General features: G+C 52.5%; 14 protein-coding genes and 1 CRISPR repeat array. Of the genes, 8 read left to right on the top strand and 6 right to left on the bottom strand.

The annotated features are described in order from the left end of the window. The first annotated feature begins 68 nt into the window (after positions 1-68). Entirely contained in the window at positions 69-2,111 is a 2,043-nt protein-coding gene (gene paaZ / locus BMY49_RS06985; RefSeq protein ID WP_089675269.1) for a phenylacetic acid degradation bifunctional protein PaaZ, read from the top strand. Between the two features lie 91 nt (positions 2,112-2,202). Here paaZ and BMY49_RS06990 read toward each other — a convergent pair whose 3' ends face one another. The 4 genes from BMY49_RS06990 to BMY49_RS07005 all read right to left on the bottom strand — a co-directional run bounded on the left by BMY49_RS06990 (position 2,203) and on the right by BMY49_RS07005 (position 6,086). Beyond that, complete coding sequence (locus tag BMY49_RS06990) at positions 2,203-3,498, bottom strand: TRAP transporter large permease (RefSeq protein WP_089675270.1); 1,296 nt, start codon at positions 3,496-3,498, stop codon at positions 2,203-2,205. Continuing rightward, positions 3,491-4,033, bottom strand: a complete 543-nt coding sequence (locus tag BMY49_RS06995) for a TRAP transporter small permease (RefSeq protein ID WP_089675271.1) — start codon at positions 4,031-4,033, stop codon at positions 3,491-3,493. The genes BMY49_RS06990 and BMY49_RS06995 overlap by 8 nt, the downstream gene beginning before the upstream one ends. Positions 4,034-4,063: 30 nt before the next feature. Then, positions 4,064-5,122 carry a TRAP transporter substrate-binding protein gene (locus BMY49_RS07000; protein ID WP_089675272.1) on the bottom strand — a complete coding sequence of 353 codons (1,059 nt, stop codon included), beginning with the start codon at positions 5,120-5,122 and terminating at the stop codon, positions 4,064-4,066. Positions 5,123-5,597: 475 nt separating this feature from the next. After that, the gene (locus tag BMY49_RS07005; protein ID WP_089675273.1) at positions 5,598-6,086 is read right to left on the bottom strand and encodes a MarR family winged helix-turn-helix transcriptional regulator; all 489 of its coding nucleotides are present in this window, start codon (positions 6,084-6,086) and stop codon (positions 5,598-5,600) included. Positions 6,087-6,614: 528 nt separating this feature from the next. Between BMY49_RS07005 and BMY49_RS07010 the strand changes: the two genes are divergently transcribed. From BMY49_RS07010 to BMY49_RS07040, 7 genes are all read left to right on the top strand, one after another. Then, positions 6,615-7,583, top strand: coding sequence for an MBL fold metallo-hydrolase (locus tag BMY49_RS07010; RefSeq protein ID WP_089675274.1), 969 nt, complete (start codon positions 6,615-6,617; stop codon positions 7,581-7,583). An 81-nt stretch (positions 7,584-7,664) separates the two neighbouring features. Further along, entirely contained in the window at positions 7,665-9,404 is a 1,740-nt protein-coding gene (locus tag BMY49_RS07015; protein ID WP_089675275.1) for an FAD-dependent oxidoreductase, read from the top strand. Beyond that, complete coding sequence (locus tag BMY49_RS07020; RefSeq protein ID WP_089675276.1) at positions 9,391-9,591, top strand: DUF2783 domain-containing protein; 201 nt, start codon at positions 9,391-9,393, stop codon at positions 9,589-9,591. Before BMY49_RS07015 ends, BMY49_RS07020 begins: the two co-directional genes overlap by 14 nt. A 50-nt stretch (positions 9,592-9,641) precedes the next feature. After that, the gene (gene hmgA / locus BMY49_RS07025) at positions 9,642-10,949 is read left to right on the top strand and encodes a homogentisate 1,2-dioxygenase (RefSeq protein ID WP_089675277.1); all 1,308 of its coding nucleotides are present in this window, start codon (positions 9,642-9,644) and stop codon (positions 10,947-10,949) included. A 36-nt stretch (positions 10,950-10,985) separates the two neighbouring features. Beyond that, the gene (locus BMY49_RS07030; protein ID WP_089675278.1) at positions 10,986-12,005 is read left to right on the top strand and encodes a fumarylacetoacetate hydrolase family protein; all 1,020 of its coding nucleotides are present in this window, start codon (positions 10,986-10,988) and stop codon (positions 12,003-12,005) included. A gap of 24 nt (positions 12,006-12,029) precedes the next feature. Continuing rightward, a complete protein-coding gene (gene maiA / locus BMY49_RS07035) occupies positions 12,030-12,674 on the top strand; it encodes a maleylacetoacetate isomerase (protein WP_089675279.1) in 645 nt (214 codons plus the stop codon). 116 nt (positions 12,675-12,790) lie between these two features. Then, positions 12,791-13,981: a multidrug effflux MFS transporter gene (locus tag BMY49_RS07040; protein ID WP_089675280.1), complete on the top strand. Its 1,191-nt coding sequence runs from the start codon at positions 12,791-12,793 to the stop codon at positions 13,979-13,981. Between the two features lie 98 nt (positions 13,982-14,079). Here the strand turns inward: BMY49_RS07040 and BMY49_RS07045 are convergent, their stop codons facing one another. Both BMY49_RS07045 and cas6f read right to left on the bottom strand, forming a co-directional pair. After that, on the bottom strand, positions 14,080-15,498 hold the full coding sequence (locus tag BMY49_RS07045; RefSeq protein WP_244154930.1) for a DUF6537 domain-containing protein: 1,419 nt from the start codon (positions 15,496-15,498) through the stop codon (positions 14,080-14,082). Positions 15,499-15,536: 38 nt separating this feature from the next. After that, positions 15,537-16,044: direct repeats of the CRISPR family, unit length 28 nt; unit sequence TTTCTGAGCTGCCTGGGCGGCAGCTAAC. A 129-nt stretch (positions 16,045-16,173) separates the two neighbouring features. After that, complete coding sequence (gene cas6f, locus BMY49_RS07050) at positions 16,174-16,743, bottom strand: type I-F CRISPR-associated endoribonuclease Cas6/Csy4 (protein WP_089675281.1); 570 nt, start codon at positions 16,741-16,743, stop codon at positions 16,174-16,176.

The raw sequence follows: 16,743 nt of genomic DNA on the forward strand, positions 1-16,743 counted from the left end.
TTGTTTATCCTGATACCAACAATTGATACCAACAACTGATACCAAAAAGACGGGCGGGAGAACACGCGATGCCAGTTTTACAGAGTTACATTGCCGGTCAATGGTTTGGCAAAACCGAGTCCAAAGCGCTGATCAGCGCCATCAACGGCACCACCGTTGCGCATACCCACCAAGAAGAGATCAACTTTCGCGAAGCGGTGGCGTATGCCCGCAACACCGGCGTAAAAAACATTCTGGCGCTGGATTTTCAGCAGCGGGCCGCCATTCTTAAGGCGCTGGCAGCCTATATCCAAGAGCGTAAGCGTGAGCTTTATGCCATATCTCACCACACCGGCTGCACCAAGGCCGACTCCTGGATCGACATTGACGGCGGTTTCGGCACGCTGTTTACCTACGCCTCTACGGGCCGCAAAGAACTGCCCTCCGGCAATGTGGCCCACGAAGGCCCGGTGACTCAATTAGGTAAAGAGAACCATTTCAACGGCACCCACATTCTGGTGCCTCGTCGCGGTGTCTCGGTGCATATTAATGCCTTCAACTTTCCTATCTGGGGCATGCTAGAGAAGTTCGCACCCGCTTTTCTGGCTGGCATGCCGTGTATCTTCAAGCCAGCCACCGCGACGAGCTACCTGACCGAAGCTGCGGTACGCGTGATCAACGATTCTGGCCTACTGCCGGAAGGTGCACTACAGCTGGTGGTCGGTGGGGCCGGTGACTTATTGGATCACCTAGAAGAGCAGGACTTTGTCACCTTTACCGGCTCGGCCAACACCGCCTTAATGCTAAAAAGCCACCCTAATATTATGGCCAAGAGCATTCCTTTCAACGCCGAGGCGGACTCGCTCAACAGCGCGATCATGGCACCAGATATCAGCCCTGAAGATGAAGAGTTCGCGATCTTTGCCAAAGAAGTGGTCAAGGAAATGACCGCTAAAGCAGGCCAGAAATGTACGGCGATCCGTCGGGTACTCGTACCCGCTGAGCATCTGGTTACATTGGCAGGCATGATTAAAGAACGTCTCTCAAGCATCGTAGTGGGCGACCCCCATGAAGAGGGCGTGCGCATGGGTGCACTCTCTTCCAGCGACCAGCTGTGTGATGTGAACGAGGCTATCGAACAGTTGCTGGAAACCAGTGAGTGCGTTTTCGGCAGAGACGGCAACTTCAAGGCTGTCGGCCAGAGCGTGGAAAACGGCGCGTTTATTTCTCCTCACCTACTGATCAACCGTAACCCGTTAAACGACGGCGGCGCACACGACATTGAAGCCTTTGGTCCGGTCGCGACGCTAATGCCCTATAACGGCATCGATGAGGCCTTAGCCATTGCCGCCAAGGGCAAGGGTAGTTTGGTAACCACGCTAACCACCAAAACCCCCGCCATTGCTGCCGAAATGATCCCCGTGCTAGCCGCCCAGCACGGCCGCCTGCACATTCTAGATGCTCAGGCATCAAAGGAGTCTACGGGTCACGGCTCTCCGCTACCGATGCTCAAGCATGGTGGGCCTGGCCGCGCAGGCGGTGGCGAGGAGCTCGGCGGCATTCGCGCGGTACACCACTATCTACAACGCACTGCTATCCAGGGTTCGCCCACGATGGTGGCGGCAGTCACCGGGGAGTATGTGCGTGGCGCGAAGGTGCTGGAAACTGACGTTCACCCGTTCCGCCGCCATTTCGATGACCTGCAGGTGGGCGAGTCACTGTTAACCCACCGCCGCACCGTCACTGAAGCCGACATCGTCAACTTTGGCTGCCTCTCCGGCGACCACTTCTACATGCACTTCGACGATATTGCCGCCAAAGAGACCCAGTTTGGCCAGCGCATTGCCCACGGCTACTTTGTACTGTCGGCAGCCGCTGGCTTGTTCGTTTACCCAGGCGAAGGACCGGTACTGGCAAACTACGGCCTGGATACGCTGCGCTTTATTACGCCGGTGCTGGTTGGCGACACCATCCGCGCCCGCCTCACCTGTAAGCGCAAGATTGATCAGGGCCGAGCGTCTCCTGACGGGCACCCGCAAGGCGTAGTGATGTGGGATGTGGCGGTGACCAATCAGAATGATGAGTTGGTTGCCAGTTACGACATTCTAACGTTGGTCGCGAAGCGTCAGTAACGTTTCAAACGATAGAGTAAAGCAAAAAAACGGATGACAGGGCGCCAGCCCTGTCATCCGTTTGTTGCAAAAAGAAGAGAATAGTGCAGTTTTAATAGAGCAACTGCGGCAGGAAAAGAGCAATCGTTGGGAATATAAGCACTAGCAGTGCGCGTATGGTACCCGCAACCCAGAAGGGGGTTACTCCACGGAAGATGGTTCCTGTCGAGACGTCCGGTAATACTGCACGCAATACGAATACGTTCATACCGACAGGTGGCGTTATCAAACTGATCTCGATAACGATGACCACCAAAATACCGAACCACACTAAATCGTAACCTAGCCCAGCGACTACAGGGAAAAATACTGGCACGGTAAGTAGTAGCATCGACATGCTTTCAAATACACACCCCAGTACTACGTAGATAGCGATAATGACCAGAATGACCACAAAAGGAGCCACATTTAGGCCGTTCACTAGCGCCAGCAAATCCCCAGGCAAACCTGCTCGATTGATAAAATTAGCAAATATCAGCGCTGTTAGAACCACAGCAAATAGCATCGCCGTAGTACGCACCGTATCCATTAGCACATTCATCAAAACAGTAGGCGTTAATGCTCGGTGCAACAATGCGATCAGGAATGCGCCCATTGCGCCGATACCTGCTGCTTCTGTGGGCGTAAATACCCCCAGATAAATGCCACCAATGACTAGTACAAACAGTGCCAACGTACTACCTACGTTTTTGAGTGCTTGAATGCGCTCTGACCATGGCACTTTCTCTGCGGCTGGGCCAGCACTCGGGTCGCGCCAGAGTACCCACTTGATGGCACCAATATAAAGAAAGATCCCAAGAATACCGGGGATAAAACCAGCCGCAAACAGCTCGCGGATACTAGTTTCGGTAAGGATTCCATAAATCACCAGCATGACGCTGGGAGGTATCAAGATACCTAAGGTGCCACCAGCAGCAATGGAGGCAGAAGCCAGCGAATCCTTATAGCCATATTTGCGCATTTGCGGCATGGCGACACGGCCCATGGTGGCACATGTCGCTAAGCTTGATCCGCATATAGCGCTAAAACCACCGCAGGCGACGATCGTCGCCATCGCCTGTCCACCTTTGCGATGACCTAGGAAGCCATTCGATGCCCGAAACAAAGCATCGGATAATCCCGCATGAGAAACAAAGTTGCCCATTAAAATGAACAATGGAATAACGGATAGACCGTAGTCCATGGCGGTGTCTACTACCCGACGCGCCGCCATTGCTTCAGCAGCATTCCAGTTACCGGTCAATAGATAGAACCCTGCAAAACCGACAATCCCCATCGCAAATGCCAAAGGCACACGCAGAAACACGAGTATCAACAGCACTGCGAAACCGTACAACGCTTCAGTCATGAGGCTCTCCTTTGCTCAGTGGGCCGCCTTGTTCGATAACATTAAACCCCTCAAGCAAATAGAAAATGGCTCGTATGAGGGTCAGTAGTGCTGACAGCGCTAACATTAAGGCGATCAACCCGATTAGATAGCCATACGGAATACGAAGAAATTCAGTAACGTCTCCCCATGAGAAAGCCCGTTCTGCCAACGCCCATACACGCTGCGCCATCACCCAAAGAGCAGCTGTTACGATCAAATTGACGATCACTTCACGTATCCAAATGAGCCTTGCTGGAAAAATAGCATCAAGCAGATCGACGCTGACATGCTCTTGACGCCAACAAACAACAGGCAGAGATAGGAATACCAGCGCTGCCAACATTAATTGGGTTAACTCAACAGCACCAAGAATGGGGGAATTAAAAAAGTAGCGGCCGCTTACATCAGCAGTGGTCAACAGCATCATGCCAAAGAGGGTAGCGCCCGCCACCCCCTCTAACATCACCTGCAGGACCCGACTAACGCGCGTAGCACGTGCCATTTGGGTTTGCATGGTCGCTCTCCATCTAGCGCTAGTAAGAACTTACTTCAAGTCGTCGGGTACTAGGCTGCTGACACTCTCTTCATCCGCTGCAGCAACAAGCTGCTCGCGAAAAAATTCGATTGCGGCCAAAGCATCAACATCGCGGTTAGCTGAGACAGATTCAGCCCATTCGGCGATCATGTCGTCACTCATAGTTTGCAGCGTGTTGAGGTCATCGCTACCGAGCTCAGTAAAGGTATGGCCGAGTTCCTCTGCAAACTCGACGCCACGCCCATCAGATACATCCATCATGTAGCCGAATAAACGGGACAAACGTTCACCAGAAACTGACTCAACGGCTTCTCGATCTTCGGGTGACATTTCATCCCAGATCATGGGGTTAACAACAATGGTGAAACTACCCCGGTAAAAGCCGCCATCTACTTTAAGGGTGTAGGGAAAAATCTCGGCGACGCGGAAGCTACGAAGCCCCTCAGGCACTAGCATGGCGCCATCTATGACCCCTTGGGAACCCGCTTCATAAACCCCTGTAGGCGGTAAAGCAACGCCGGTCAGCCCCAGGGCGTTAGAGAGGTCGCCCATCACACCACCGCCAACGCGAATGCGTTTGCCTTCAAGATCGTCTAACGTTTCGTACTGTTCACTGCTGAAGATCCAGCCGGGGCCATGGACACCAGCAGCTACAACATCAACACCACGGTGTTCACCAGCGGCTGCCAAGAACTCTTGGTGTGTGCGCCAATAGGCACTAGATGCGTTTTCTGATGAGAACTCCTGAAAGGTGGGGAATTCCGGAAGTTTGGTTAGTTGAAAGCGGCCCGTGTTATAGCCGTGAAAAACCCACGTCGCATCAGCGATGCCATCGGCGACCATTTCCATCTGAGAAGCAGGGGGTCCCATATCGTGTATCACATCTACCGTTACACGGCCTTCCGTCGCTTCCTCAATCCACGCTTTCCACGTTGGCCATACCATGGTGTTGATGCCGTGATTGGGGCCAGCCCAGGTACTCACAGTAATTGTTGTCTGCGCCAAAGTAGTGGTACTTAACGTCGCGGCGGCGATAGCGCCGATCATCAGGTTTGTTGTTTTGTTCATTTTACTTTCCTCTGGTCGTCACAAATTGAGTGAAGAGCTAGTCGTTATTTTTGGATGATATTGGTAAGCCATACGTCCTGGTGATGCTCAGTGCGTGAGAGCGATGGGTAGCCATTCACCGCGCAAAACGTGATACTTTATTTTTTAATATTCAATATTATATGAATCATTTTATTTATCACAATGCCTGCAGACACGTGGATCGTGCAACGACCCATCGACTAATAGATTATTATACTTAAGTACAAAACCCTGATATATTTTTAAATTTCAACGACTTATTTTTATATAAATCTTATCGAAAGAGCTAACGAGGATGCTTTTGTGTGGCATACCAACAAGTATTTTGTTACATAAATTTTATTCTTCGACACTCAATTAACACGTGATTTACGATGTATAGCGTGATGTCCGGCATACTATAGGCGACCTAGGCTTGGCTTTTCTGTATCTGTTTCTGTGCTTATGCCTGCGCCTACCCTATCCTCTCCAACTGCCGTTCAAGTTTGCGCATGATGTTAAGCAAATCTCGGTACTCACCAACACTCAGGGTCGACACCAGATCAGCCTCCCACGCCTGAGCTTCTGGCACTAACTTATTGAGCAGCTCTTGCCCAGCTTCCGTCAGTTTCAAATCATGCAGCCGCTGGTCGTGTTGCGATGGTGTACGGTTGATCAATCCGCGCTCTTCTAGCGACTGTATAGCTCGAGATACTCGCGCCTTATCCATGTTGGTATACGCACAGACCTTCTTAGCGGTTAAATCATCACAGTGGCTAAGCCAAGCAAGAACACGCCACTGGGCTATGTTGAGCTGATAGGATTCGGCATACAGTTTCTCTAACGCTTGGCTGATTCGGTCAGCTAGTCGATTGAGCTGATAGGGCAAAAATTGGTTGAGATCTAGCTCAACTCTGGGTGAAGAAGCCAGAGTGATATCACCTTCTGCTTTATCCATCGTCATTATATTTCTCCTAGAACCATCATTTATTAGGGGCGATGATGACAAAAAGCAGCACGATAGCTGGGAATATGGGTACCAGCAACGCGTGTATCATATTGACCACCTCAAGAAAGAGAACCTCCTAAACTCCTTCTAGCTCGCTACTTAATGCCCCCTCAATACTCAAGGGCGCCATCAGATGTATGTTGCCTCCTATCTGGGTTCCAGGAGCCGGTAAATTAGAAGAAACCTCAAGCGTGCTGTGGACATCATCAGCATTTGAATTAACGGGTTGGCATGGCACCTATCATGGTTATAAACACTGCCGCCCAATTGTCTCACGTGCAACCATTTTTCCAATCACAATCATTAGACCTAGGTATTATCCTGCAATAATTTACTGATATATCGGCATTAATTCCCCAACCGTGCGTAAAATAGCTTATCTCGGACACGAGACACTGGACATTTAGTCTCACAAGAAACTATCATTCTGAAGAACAATAATACAATAAATAGCTAAATCATCCTGATAGCACTGGAGTTACCATGAGTAAGAAATTCGCGTCCCATGCCGATATCGAAGAGAAGCAGATTAGTTTCACCAAGCTGGCAGAGGGACTCTATGCTTATACCGCTGAAGGGGACCCCAACACGGGAATTGTGATTGGCGATGACAGCGTGATGGTTATCGATACCCAAGCAACACCGATCATGGCTCAGGACGTCATCCGCCGTATCCGCGAGGTAACTGACCTACCGATTAAGCATGTGGTAATGACCCATTACCACGCCGTACGTGTGCTTGGGGCTTCTGCATACGAGGCAGAGAATATTTATGCTAGTCAGAACACCTACGACCTAATCGTAGAGCGTGGCCAGCAAGATTATGAGTCTGAGGTTGGCCGCTTCCCACGTCTATTTAAGGGTGTGGATTCCGTGCCTGGATTAACTTGGCCAAACATCGTCTTCCAAGAAAAGATGACGGTATTCATGGGGGAACGTGAGGTACAGATCATTCACCTAGGCCGCGGACATACCAAAGGTGACACCATCGTTTGGCTGCCAAAGGAAAAAGTGATGTTTTCCGGTGACCTCGTTGAGTATGGGGCCACACCTTACACTGGGGATGCTTACCATGAGGACTGGCCCGCCACGCTTGATCGCCTTCAGGCCATGCAACCTCAAAAGCTGGTGCCCGGCCGTGGTGATGCACTGCAAACTGCGGAGCAGTGTATGGAAGCGGTTCAAGGCACCCGTGATTTCTTGAATGATATGTATGGAAATGTCAAAGCAGGTAAGGCGGCCGGAAAATCTCTTTCTGAATGCTATGCCGATACCTACGCGGTACTCAAGCCGAAGTATGGACATTGGGTCATTTTTGATCACTGCGTACCTTTCGACATTACTCGCTGCTACGACGAAGCAGGCGGCGAATACCCTGATCCCCGTATTTGGACAGCAGAGCGTGATACGGCTATGTGGCATTCGCTTCAGGATGCCGTCGAGAATCAGTAAGTGCCTTATTAGTTTAGTGACGTCCACTGATCATGCCCAGCTGTCGGATGTCATGCATCCGACACTGCAGGGGAGCAATAGATGCCAACAACCTATAAAAATCCAATCTATCCTTACCGACGTCCGCCTGAACTTGATGCTCAAGGCGTTTGCCATTATTCGGTTATCATTGTCGGTGCCGGACCCAGCGGCCTCGCCGCCGCCATTGATTTGGCCCAACAAGGTGTTAGCACGGTTGTCTTAGATGATAACAACACCGTTAGTGTAGGGTCACGAGCGCTATGTTTTGCTAAGCGCTCGCTAGAAATCGTTGACCGCTTGGGTTGTGTGGAGCCGATGCTCGAAAAAGGCGTCACGTGGCAGCACGGTCGCGTTTTCTTTCAAGACCGTGAAGTCTACGACTTCAATCTGCTGCCAGAAGACGGCCACCGCATTCCCGCCTTTATTAACTTGCAGCAATATTACTTTGAAGAGTTTCTGGTTAACCGCGCTCACGACTTTCCAAAGCACATTGATCTTCGTTGGAAACACAACGTCATCGGCGTCGATGCTCAGCCTGAAAGCACCGCTATAAAGGTTTCAACTCAGGATGGTGATTACCAGCTGACCTGTGACTATCTGCTTGTCTCAGATGGTGCAAACAGTCGAATCCGCGACATGCTGGGCCTTGAGTGCAAAGGCCAAGTGTTTCAGGACCGCTTCCTGATAGCAGATGTGGTTATGAAAGCAGATTTTCCGACAGAGCGCTGGTTCTGGTTTGATCCCCCCTTCCATCCCAATCAATCGGTGCTGCTGCACAAAGAACCGGACAATGTTTGGCGTATCGACTTCCAGTTAGGCTGGGATGCAGACCCAGAAGAAGAAAAGAAAGAAGAGAACATTCGTCCAAGAGTGCAGGCAATGCTTGGCAAAGATGTGGAGTTTGAGCTTGAGTGGGCCAGTGTCTATACCTTCCGCTGCCGCAAGATGGATAATTTTATTCATCATCGCGTGATATTTATGGGTGACGCGGCCCATCAGGTATCCCCCTTTGGGGCCAGGGGAGCCAACGGTGCCTTGCAAGGCGTAGATAACTTAGTGTGGAAACTTGCTCGCGTTCTCCAAAAGCAGGCACCAAAGGAGCTTTTGTCCACATACAACACTGAGCGCCAGCATGGTGCGGCAGAAAACCTCCTTAACTCGACACGTGCCACTGACTTTATCACTCCAAAGAGTCACGTCAGCCAAGTGTTCCGAGATGTAACGCTAGAGCTGGCTGAAAAACATGCCTTCGCACGTAGTCTAGTCAACAGCGGTCGCCTTTCCATGCCCTGTCGCTATGACAACTCTCCACTTAATACGCCCGATGTTGATGGTGGCCCAAGCGAGTTGCGCCCTGGCAGCCCGGCGAAGGACGCGCCCATTCGCTTGGAAGAAGAGCACGCTTGGTTACTCAATCAATTTGGCAATGGCTTTGTGTTGTTATTTGATGGTCGTATTGGTGATAGGCATGCCGACACACTTACCTCGCTTTTGAAAGAGTTGAGTGAGTTGCTAGACCATCGCACTAATTTAAGCATAGTGGTCGTTGGTCCAGCATCGGATGAGTTTAGCGTTCTACCGCGAACGACCGTCATAGATGATACTGAAGGGCTAGTGACGCAACGATACGACCTGAAAGCAGGCTCCGGATATCTTATTCGACCTGACCAACACGTTGCTGCTCGTTGGCACGCTATCACTGTTCACAAGATAAATGATGCTTTAGATCGCACCCTAGGCGTTCATCTTGCGGGTACCGCTGACTCTGCCAACCAGGAGCGCTGCCATGCCCAGGCTTGAACTTAACCCGAATTTTACTGACCCGGACGCCTTTTACGCTGCGCTCACGGCGCTACATCGCAACCGTAGCGAGGCAGAGAGCGAGCGCATCAATGCCCGTCTTATCTTGTTACTTGCCAACCACATCGGTGATCAAGCAGTGCTTGAAGAAGCGATTGCCCAATCAGTTGGTGATGTCGATAAATAACCGCGCCATAAACTTATCAAAATAACATTCAAATAAAGCAGGTCTTAACAATGACTGAACAATTGAAGTATCAAAATGGCTTTCATAATCACTTTTCAACCGAAGCTTTGCCAGGGGCACTGCCGGTTGGGCAAAACTCACCTCAGAAGTGTGCTTACGGTTTATATGCAGAGCAACTCACCGGCTCCGCATTCACAGCGCCCCGCCATCAAAACTTTCGTAGCTGGCTTTATCGCATTCGCCCTTCTGTCGTACAGAGTGCTTATCAGCCACTAGAAAATAGTAACGTTCACACAGCCCCGCTAGACAAACCAGCGGCGGACCCTAACCAAATGCGCTGGGACCCGGTTGCAATTCCTAATGAACCAACTGATTTTATCGATGGTTTGTTTACTATCGCTGTAAACGGAGACGCTGCGACCCAAGCGGGTGTGGGTGTGCATGTCTACACCTTTAATGAAGACATGACGGATCGGTTTTTCTATAACGCTGATGGAGAACTGCTCTTCGTGCCGCAAATGGGTGCTATTCGCCTGCGCACCGAATTTGGTGACATCGAAATCGATAACGGTGAAATTGCCGTCATTCCTCGCGGTGTGAAATTCCAAGTGCGTAAGGCTCGGGGTGTTGAAGCGGCGCGTGGTTATATGTGCGAGAACTATGGTAGCCCCTTAGAGCTGCCCAGCCTCGGGCCCATTGGGGCTAACGGTTTAGCAAACCCACGTGACTTCCAAAGCCCCGTGGCAGCCTATGAAGACCTGGAAGGAGACTACCGCTTGGTAGCGAAGTTCTCAGGCCGTTTCTGGGAGACTAAACTAAACCACTCACCATTAGATGTAGTGGCGTGGCACGGCAACTACGCGCCGTATAAATATAACCTCGCTAATTTTAACACCATCAATACGGTTAGCTTCGACCATCCAGACCCGTCAATCTTTACCGTATTGACGTCACCCTCCGATACACCGGGAATGGCGAATCTTGATTTTGTGATCTTCCCGCCACGCTGGATGGTCGCTGAAAACACCTTTAGGCCGCCCTGGTTCCATCGCAACCTGATGAGCGAGTTCATGGGACTGATCCATGGCGAGTATGACGCCAAAGCAGAAGGTTTCACCCCTGGCGGTGCCAGTCTACATAACTCCATGTCGCCCCATGGCCCGGATGCAGAGACATTTGCGAAAGCTTCTAACGCAGAGCTGAAGCCCCAGTTCCTAGGCGATACCCTGGCCTTTATGTTTGAAAGCCGCTACTGCTTCCACCCAACACCTGCAGCCCTGAATGCCGACTTCCGCCAGCGTGACTATGTGGATGTTTGGTCGACACTGCGTTCTCATTTCGACCCAAACCAGCCCTAAAACCTATATCACCCTGACGACAAGGATTAAATCGCCATGAAACTTGCAACACTTAAGAAGGGCCGCGATGGAGAGCTCATCATCGTCTCCCGCGACCTAACGCACGCTGTCGGCGTTACTGATATTGCTTCTACACTTCAAGCAGCCATTGAGAATTGGGAAACAGTTAGCCCGGCGCTTGAAGCACGCTATGCGCAGCTGAATAGTGGCGATGCTGAAGGTGCTTTTGAGCTTGATCAGCGTACATTGCATTCCCCTTTGCCACGTGCCTATCAGTGGGCCGACGGCTCCGCCTACCTGAATCATGTCAAGCTGGTACGCCAGGCGCGTAATGCCGAGATGCCTGAGACTTTTTGGACTGACCCACTAATGTATCAAGGTGGTAGCGACTGTTTTTTGGCACCAACCGAGGATATTGAAGCAGTCAGTGAAGAGCATGGTATCGACTTCGAGGGTGAGATCGCCGTTATCACCGATGATGTTCCGATGGCAGTCACGCCGGAGGAAGCCGCCAAGCACATTAAGCTAGTGATGCTGGTCAACGATGTGAGCCTGCGTGGCCTGATTCCAGGCGAGCTAGCGAAGGGCTTCGGCTTTTTCCAAGCCAAACCTGCCTCTTCTTTCTCGCCTATTGCAGTGACTCCCGATGAGCTGGGTGATGCCTGGCAAGATGGTAAAGTACACCTGCCGCTGACCGTGCACCTAAATGATGAAAAGTTTGGCGAGCCAGAGGCCGGGCCAGATATGATTTTCAGCTTTCCACAGTTGGTTGCCCATGCAGCTAAGACTCGCTATCTCGGTGCGGGCGCCATCATTGGGTCGGGCACTGTTTCCAATCCAGACCCCGATGGAGGCCCCGGTAAGCCGGTGGCTGACGGCGGCGTTGGTTATAGCTGTTTGGCCGAAGTACGCATGGTGGAACAGATACTGCACGGCCAAGTGAAAACCCCCTTTATGCGCTTTGGTGATCGAGTTCGCATTGAGATGTTTGACCGCGATGGAAACAACCTATTTGGTACCATCGATCAGCAAGTCGTGAAGTACCAGCACAAATAAAAAAGACAACATAAGGAAGGCAACATGACGACGCTTTACGGCTATTTCCGCTCGTCGGCTGCTTACCGGGTGCGGATTGCCTTAAACCTTAAGGGCCTGGACTACGACCAGGTTCCGGTCAACTTGGTGAAAGGCGAGCAGCGTGGTGGAGAGCATCTGGCGCGCAACCCTCAGGGGATGGTGCCTAGCTTAGTGCTGGATGATAACTCAGTGGTGAACCAGTCACTGGCGATCTGTGAGTATCTCGATGAGGTACACCCCGAGCCCGCGCTGCTACCGGCTGATGCCTTAGCGCGCGCAAGAGTTCGTGCGCTTGCCCAGTCGGTCGCTTGCGAGATTCATCCACTCAATAACCTGCGGGTACTCAAGTATCTCGTCAGGGAGCTGGGGGTGGATGAGGCAGCGAAGTTAGCGTGGTATCGCCACTGGATTACCGAGGGCTTCGCAGCCCTGGAAGCGACGCTCTCTACTGACCCCAGCAGCGGCGACTTTTGCCATGGCGACACCCCAACGCTTGCGGATATCTGCCTGATTCCCCAGGTGTATAACGCAGAGCGCTTCGAGTGCGATTTGTCAGCCTACCCGACGATCCAGCGCATCGTTGCCAATTGTCGTTCGCTGCCAGCCTTCGAAAAAGCAGCACCCGAGGTGCAGCCTGACGCCAGCTAAATCAAGCAAAAACAAGTTATACTAAGCAGGCTAACATAAGCGGGCGTCTTCCCATTCGGAAAGGCGCCCGCCTCGTGTCCGAAGGGGCATCACATCCAACCCAAAGGAGTTAAGGGGTGCTAAAGCTGCCCTCTACCGCCACCGTCGTGGCACTGGCCGCGGTGACTGCACTTGGCCCGCTGGCGACGGATATGTATTTGCCTGCCATGCCCGCTATGGCAGAAGCGCTGAATACTGGCCCAGACCGAATACAGCAGACCCTTAGCCTCTATATGGCTGGATTCGCTCTGGCCCAACTAGTGTGCGGGCCAATCTCTGATCGCTTTGGCCGCCGCCCAGTGATGATCGCAGGATTATCGCTATTTCTCGCTGCGAGCCTACTGTGTGCCTGGGCGCCTAGCATCGAGTGGTTACTGACAGGCCGCTTTCTACAGGCCTTCGGCGGTGCTGCCGGCCCGGTATTAGCACGGGCATCGGTGCGTGATATCCATGGCCCCATCGAGGCCGGGCGCATCCTCTCCTATATGGCAAGCACTATGGCGCTAGCCCCTGCTCTGGCACCTGTGGTGGGCGCAGGGTTACTGCTGTTTTTTGGCTGGGAATCGGTGTTTGTGGTGCTTGCGCTCTACGCGGTGGTGATGCTGGCGGTACTGATACTTATGCTGCCCGAGCCATTGGCGAAGGAGCGACGGCAATCGATCCACCCGAAAACAGTACTGGCTAACTTTTGCCTGCTACTGACTCAGCGTGCCTTTATTGGCTACACCTTGGTGAATGCTGCCGCTTTTTCCGGGCTGTTCGCGTACCTTTCTGGCTCATCCTTTGTGCTCATAGAGTACATGGGCGTCGCACCTACGTTGTATGGCGTGCTGTTCACGCTGATTGTCGCAGGCTTCTTCGTCGGCACCCTGGTCAGCGGCCGCTATAGCCACCGTCTGGGGCGTGATCGCCTCGTTACCCTGGGCACGATAATCTGTGCAACTGGGGGCGTCGTCATGGCAAGCTTGTCTGCCGTTGGCGTTCATCATCCGTGGGCGGTGGTGGGGCCGCATATGGTGTTCATGCTGGGGGTAGGCATTTTGATGCCACAAACAATGGCCGGTGCACTGGCGCCCAACCCTCAATGTGCAGGCGCGGCGTCTTCGTTGTTTGGTTTTCTGCAAATGACGATTGCCGCTGTGGTAGGTGGGTTAGTCGGGCAATTCCACGACGGCAGCTCGCGCACCATGGCCTTGACGATCGGACTGATGGGGCTACTCGCCCTGCTAAGCCACTGGCTGCTGGTACGCCGCCGAAAAGAGACGTAGTTGAATCACTGTATCGCTACTTAGCAAAAGGCCACGCATCGCGTGGCCTGATGAAAACTTTTTAAAAGCGCTTTCTAACACGATCTGAGTAACCCGCCTCAAGCAGCTTCGACAGCGATGGTCTTCGAGCGACCTTCACGTAGCTCCTTAAGTAAAGTCTCGCGGCGCTTGTTGGCTTTTTCAGCGGCAGCTTCGCGGACTGGCCCGAAACCACGAATCTCTTCTGGCAGCTTAGCAAGCGCTAAGGCAGTAGCGTGATTAGTGCCATCAAGACGAGCCACTAACTCATCAATCAACTGCTCATAGTTAGCCAATAAGGCGCGGTCGAGCTTCCGATCAGCGCTGAATCGGAAAGGGTCAAGCGCCGTGTTGCGCAAACCGCGCATCTTGGCCAGCACGCCCATCGCTTTCAGTACCCAAGGCCCAAAGCGGCGCTTCACTGGACGCCCTTGCGCATCTTTCCGACCGCCTAGAAGCGGCGGTGCTAAATGGAACGTTAACTGGTAATCACCCGAAAAGGTTGCTTTGACTTCATCCAGAAAATCGCTCTGGGTGTAAAGGCGCGCCACTTCATACTCATCTTTATACGCCATCAAGCGATAGAGCTGATGGGCGACGGCTTCACTCAATGATTGGCCACCTTTTAGCGCTGTTTCTACTTCACGTACTTTCGTTACCTGAGTAACGTAACGCTCAGCCCAGGCACAGTTCTGATATCGCTCCAGGTGGCGACCATTACGCGCAACCACGTCATCTAGTGTGGCATTCGCAGACAGTGGCATCGTATCCAGATGCTGTTGAAGGTAATCGGGCTCCACCGCTGCCAAGCGGCCCCAGGCAAATGCCTGACGGTTCTTCTCCAAGGCGACGCCGTTAAGCTCCAGAGCACGCTGCAGCGCAGGTTCAGACAGCGGCACCAACCCTTGCTGCCAAGCAAATCCCAGCATCATCATGTTGGAAAATACCGTATCGCCTAGCAGCTGTTCAGCTAGGCGATTGGCATCCAGAGATGCAAAGCGGGCATCTCCCACGGCTTCACGCAACATGTTAAGGCGTTTACTGGGCTGCATATCCGCATCGCGATAAAGGACATAATCCGCCGTGGCTAGCTCGGCCAGATTCGCCACAATACGCGTGGTCGGCTGCAGCACATTCAGCGCTTTCTGCGAACTGGCCACCACCATGTCGCAAGCGATCATCGCATCGGCCTGCCCCGCTTCAATGCGGACCTGATTCAACTCAATAGGCTGTGAGGCCAGACGCACATAGCTAAGCACCGCACCGCCTTTTTGCGCAAACCCCATGAAGTCGAGCACACTGCTGCCCTTACCTTCCAGGTGTGCTGTCATCGTAATAATCTGCCCGACGGTCACCACGCCGGTGCCACCCACGCCACCTACCAGCAGGTCATAGGGCGCACTAAGCGGCGTCATGGCAGGGTGGGGCAAGTGTGAGATACGTTCCCAGAAGGCGTTATCTGCCGCAACTCCTTGGCCTTTACGCAGCCCGCGCGACACAATGAAGAAAAAAGCCCATTCACTCTTGGATATTTCAATTTCTGAGCTGCCTGGGCGGCAGCTAACGCTACTCATCGCATTAGCGCCCTCGCTTTTTATTTCTGAGCTGCCTGGGCGGCAGCTAACTACGGCATTCCTAGAGCCATCATCGAAGCCAATTTCTGAGCTGCCTGGGCGGCAGCTAACATGGCCGGGCTGTACGTGCCGGAAGCGCTCAGTTTCTGAGCTGCCTGGGCGGCAGCTAACTATTTGCTGCATCGTCGGTGTTGCTGCTGGCTTTTCTGAGCTGCCTGGGCGGCAGCTAACCGGCTATCGGCTCCGGTGCGGGCTGGGATTCTTTTCTGAGCTGCCTGGGCGGCAGCTAACGTGGTTGCTTGTGTAGTCATCGGATTTCCTCCTTTCTGAGCTGCCTGGGCGGCAGCTAACCAGTTGGCGAGTACCGGCCGCCGACTCCATCTTTTCTGAGCTGCCTGGGCGGCAGCTAACAAACTAAAGGAAAGACCTATAGGTTTAGGGGGTTTCTGAGCTGCCTGGGCGGCAGCTAACTAGAGCATATCAAATATAGTGTGCTGATTGTTAAAGAGCTTTAAGTGAAAAAAGCGGCACCACCCTTTTCAAAGTGATACCGCTAAGTGGTTGATTATTCGTTGCCAATTACTTCAATGAAAAAAAGGGTCAAAACCACGGCACCGTCGCTTGGGGGCTTAACCCATAATGGTTGAATGTTCCTCCAACCTCGCTATCTGCAGGCTTGCTGTGCTCAATAAACAAGCTGAAGCGCTGCTGAGTAGAGCGGCTATTGATCGTCACAAAGGGCAGCTCAATGCGTTTGTCTGCCACTTTGGCGTATAGCTGTTTGGCTTCCGCTTCCGTGATGTTGTGACGCTTGACATAGCGTTTGGCACGGCTGGGGCTGCCCGTATTAAACTGCCGCCTCGACACGTTAATTTGCTTAGCATGGTCGGGTGCCGCCAGCACTTCGCTTACGCTAACGTGGTCTCGCATCCCCGTTAGCCATGCGTCACTCATTAGCTGTTTTAGACGCGCTTGAGTGCCGTGCAATCGCAATTGATCGCCCAAGCTGCGCGCGCGAACGCCGTGTTTATGCAGGGGAAAACTTACGCCGATATCGTCGCTTTCCAGGTCAAACAGCGCCCGGTGCAGTTTGTTATACAGCGCGCCCATTAGCATCGCTGGAGCAAAGTCAGGATCAGGTCGCAGCCGAATATCAATATAGTGATCCAT

The sequence above is a fragment of the Vreelandella aquamarina genome (genome assembly GCF_900110265.1).
Classification (GTDB): Bacteria; Pseudomonadota; Gammaproteobacteria; order Pseudomonadales; family Halomonadaceae; genus Vreelandella; species Vreelandella aquamarina.

What these genes read in the sequence shown, in the direction of transcription:
- BMY49_RS07030 (WP_089675278.1), top strand. Translation starts at nt 10,986, where the DNA reads ATGAAACTTGCAACACTTAAGAAGGGCCGCGATGGAGAGCTCATCATC.
- cas6f (WP_089675281.1), bottom strand. Translation starts at nt 16,743, where the DNA reads ATGGATCACTATATTGATATTCGGCTGCGACCTGATCCTGACTTTGCT.
- BMY49_RS06990 (WP_089675270.1), bottom strand. Translation starts at nt 3,498, where the DNA reads ATGACTGAAGCGTTGTACGGTTTCGCAGTGCTGTTGATACTCGTGTTT.
- BMY49_RS07015 (WP_089675275.1), top strand. Translation starts at nt 7,665, where the DNA reads ATGCCAACAACCTATAAAAATCCAATCTATCCTTACCGACGTCCGCCT.
- BMY49_RS07020 (WP_089675276.1), top strand. Translation starts at nt 9,391, where the DNA reads ATGCCCAGGCTTGAACTTAACCCGAATTTTACTGACCCGGACGCCTTT.
- BMY49_RS06995 (WP_089675271.1), bottom strand. Translation starts at nt 4,033, where the DNA reads ATGCAAACCCAAATGGCACGTGCTACGCGCGTTAGTCGGGTCCTGCAG.
- hmgA (WP_089675277.1), top strand. Translation starts at nt 9,642, where the DNA reads ATGACTGAACAATTGAAGTATCAAAATGGCTTTCATAATCACTTTTCA.
- maiA (WP_089675279.1), top strand. Translation starts at nt 12,030, where the DNA reads ATGACGACGCTTTACGGCTATTTCCGCTCGTCGGCTGCTTACCGGGTG.
- BMY49_RS07005 (WP_089675273.1), bottom strand. Translation starts at nt 6,086, where the DNA reads ATGACGATGGATAAAGCAGAAGGTGATATCACTCTGGCTTCTTCACCC.
- BMY49_RS07010 (WP_089675274.1), top strand. Translation starts at nt 6,615, where the DNA reads ATGAGTAAGAAATTCGCGTCCCATGCCGATATCGAAGAGAAGCAGATT.
- BMY49_RS07000 (WP_089675272.1), bottom strand. Translation starts at nt 5,122, where the DNA reads ATGAACAAAACAACAAACCTGATGATCGGCGCTATCGCCGCCGCGACG.
- paaZ (WP_089675269.1), top strand. Translation starts at nt 69, where the DNA reads ATGCCAGTTTTACAGAGTTACATTGCCGGTCAATGGTTTGGCAAAACC.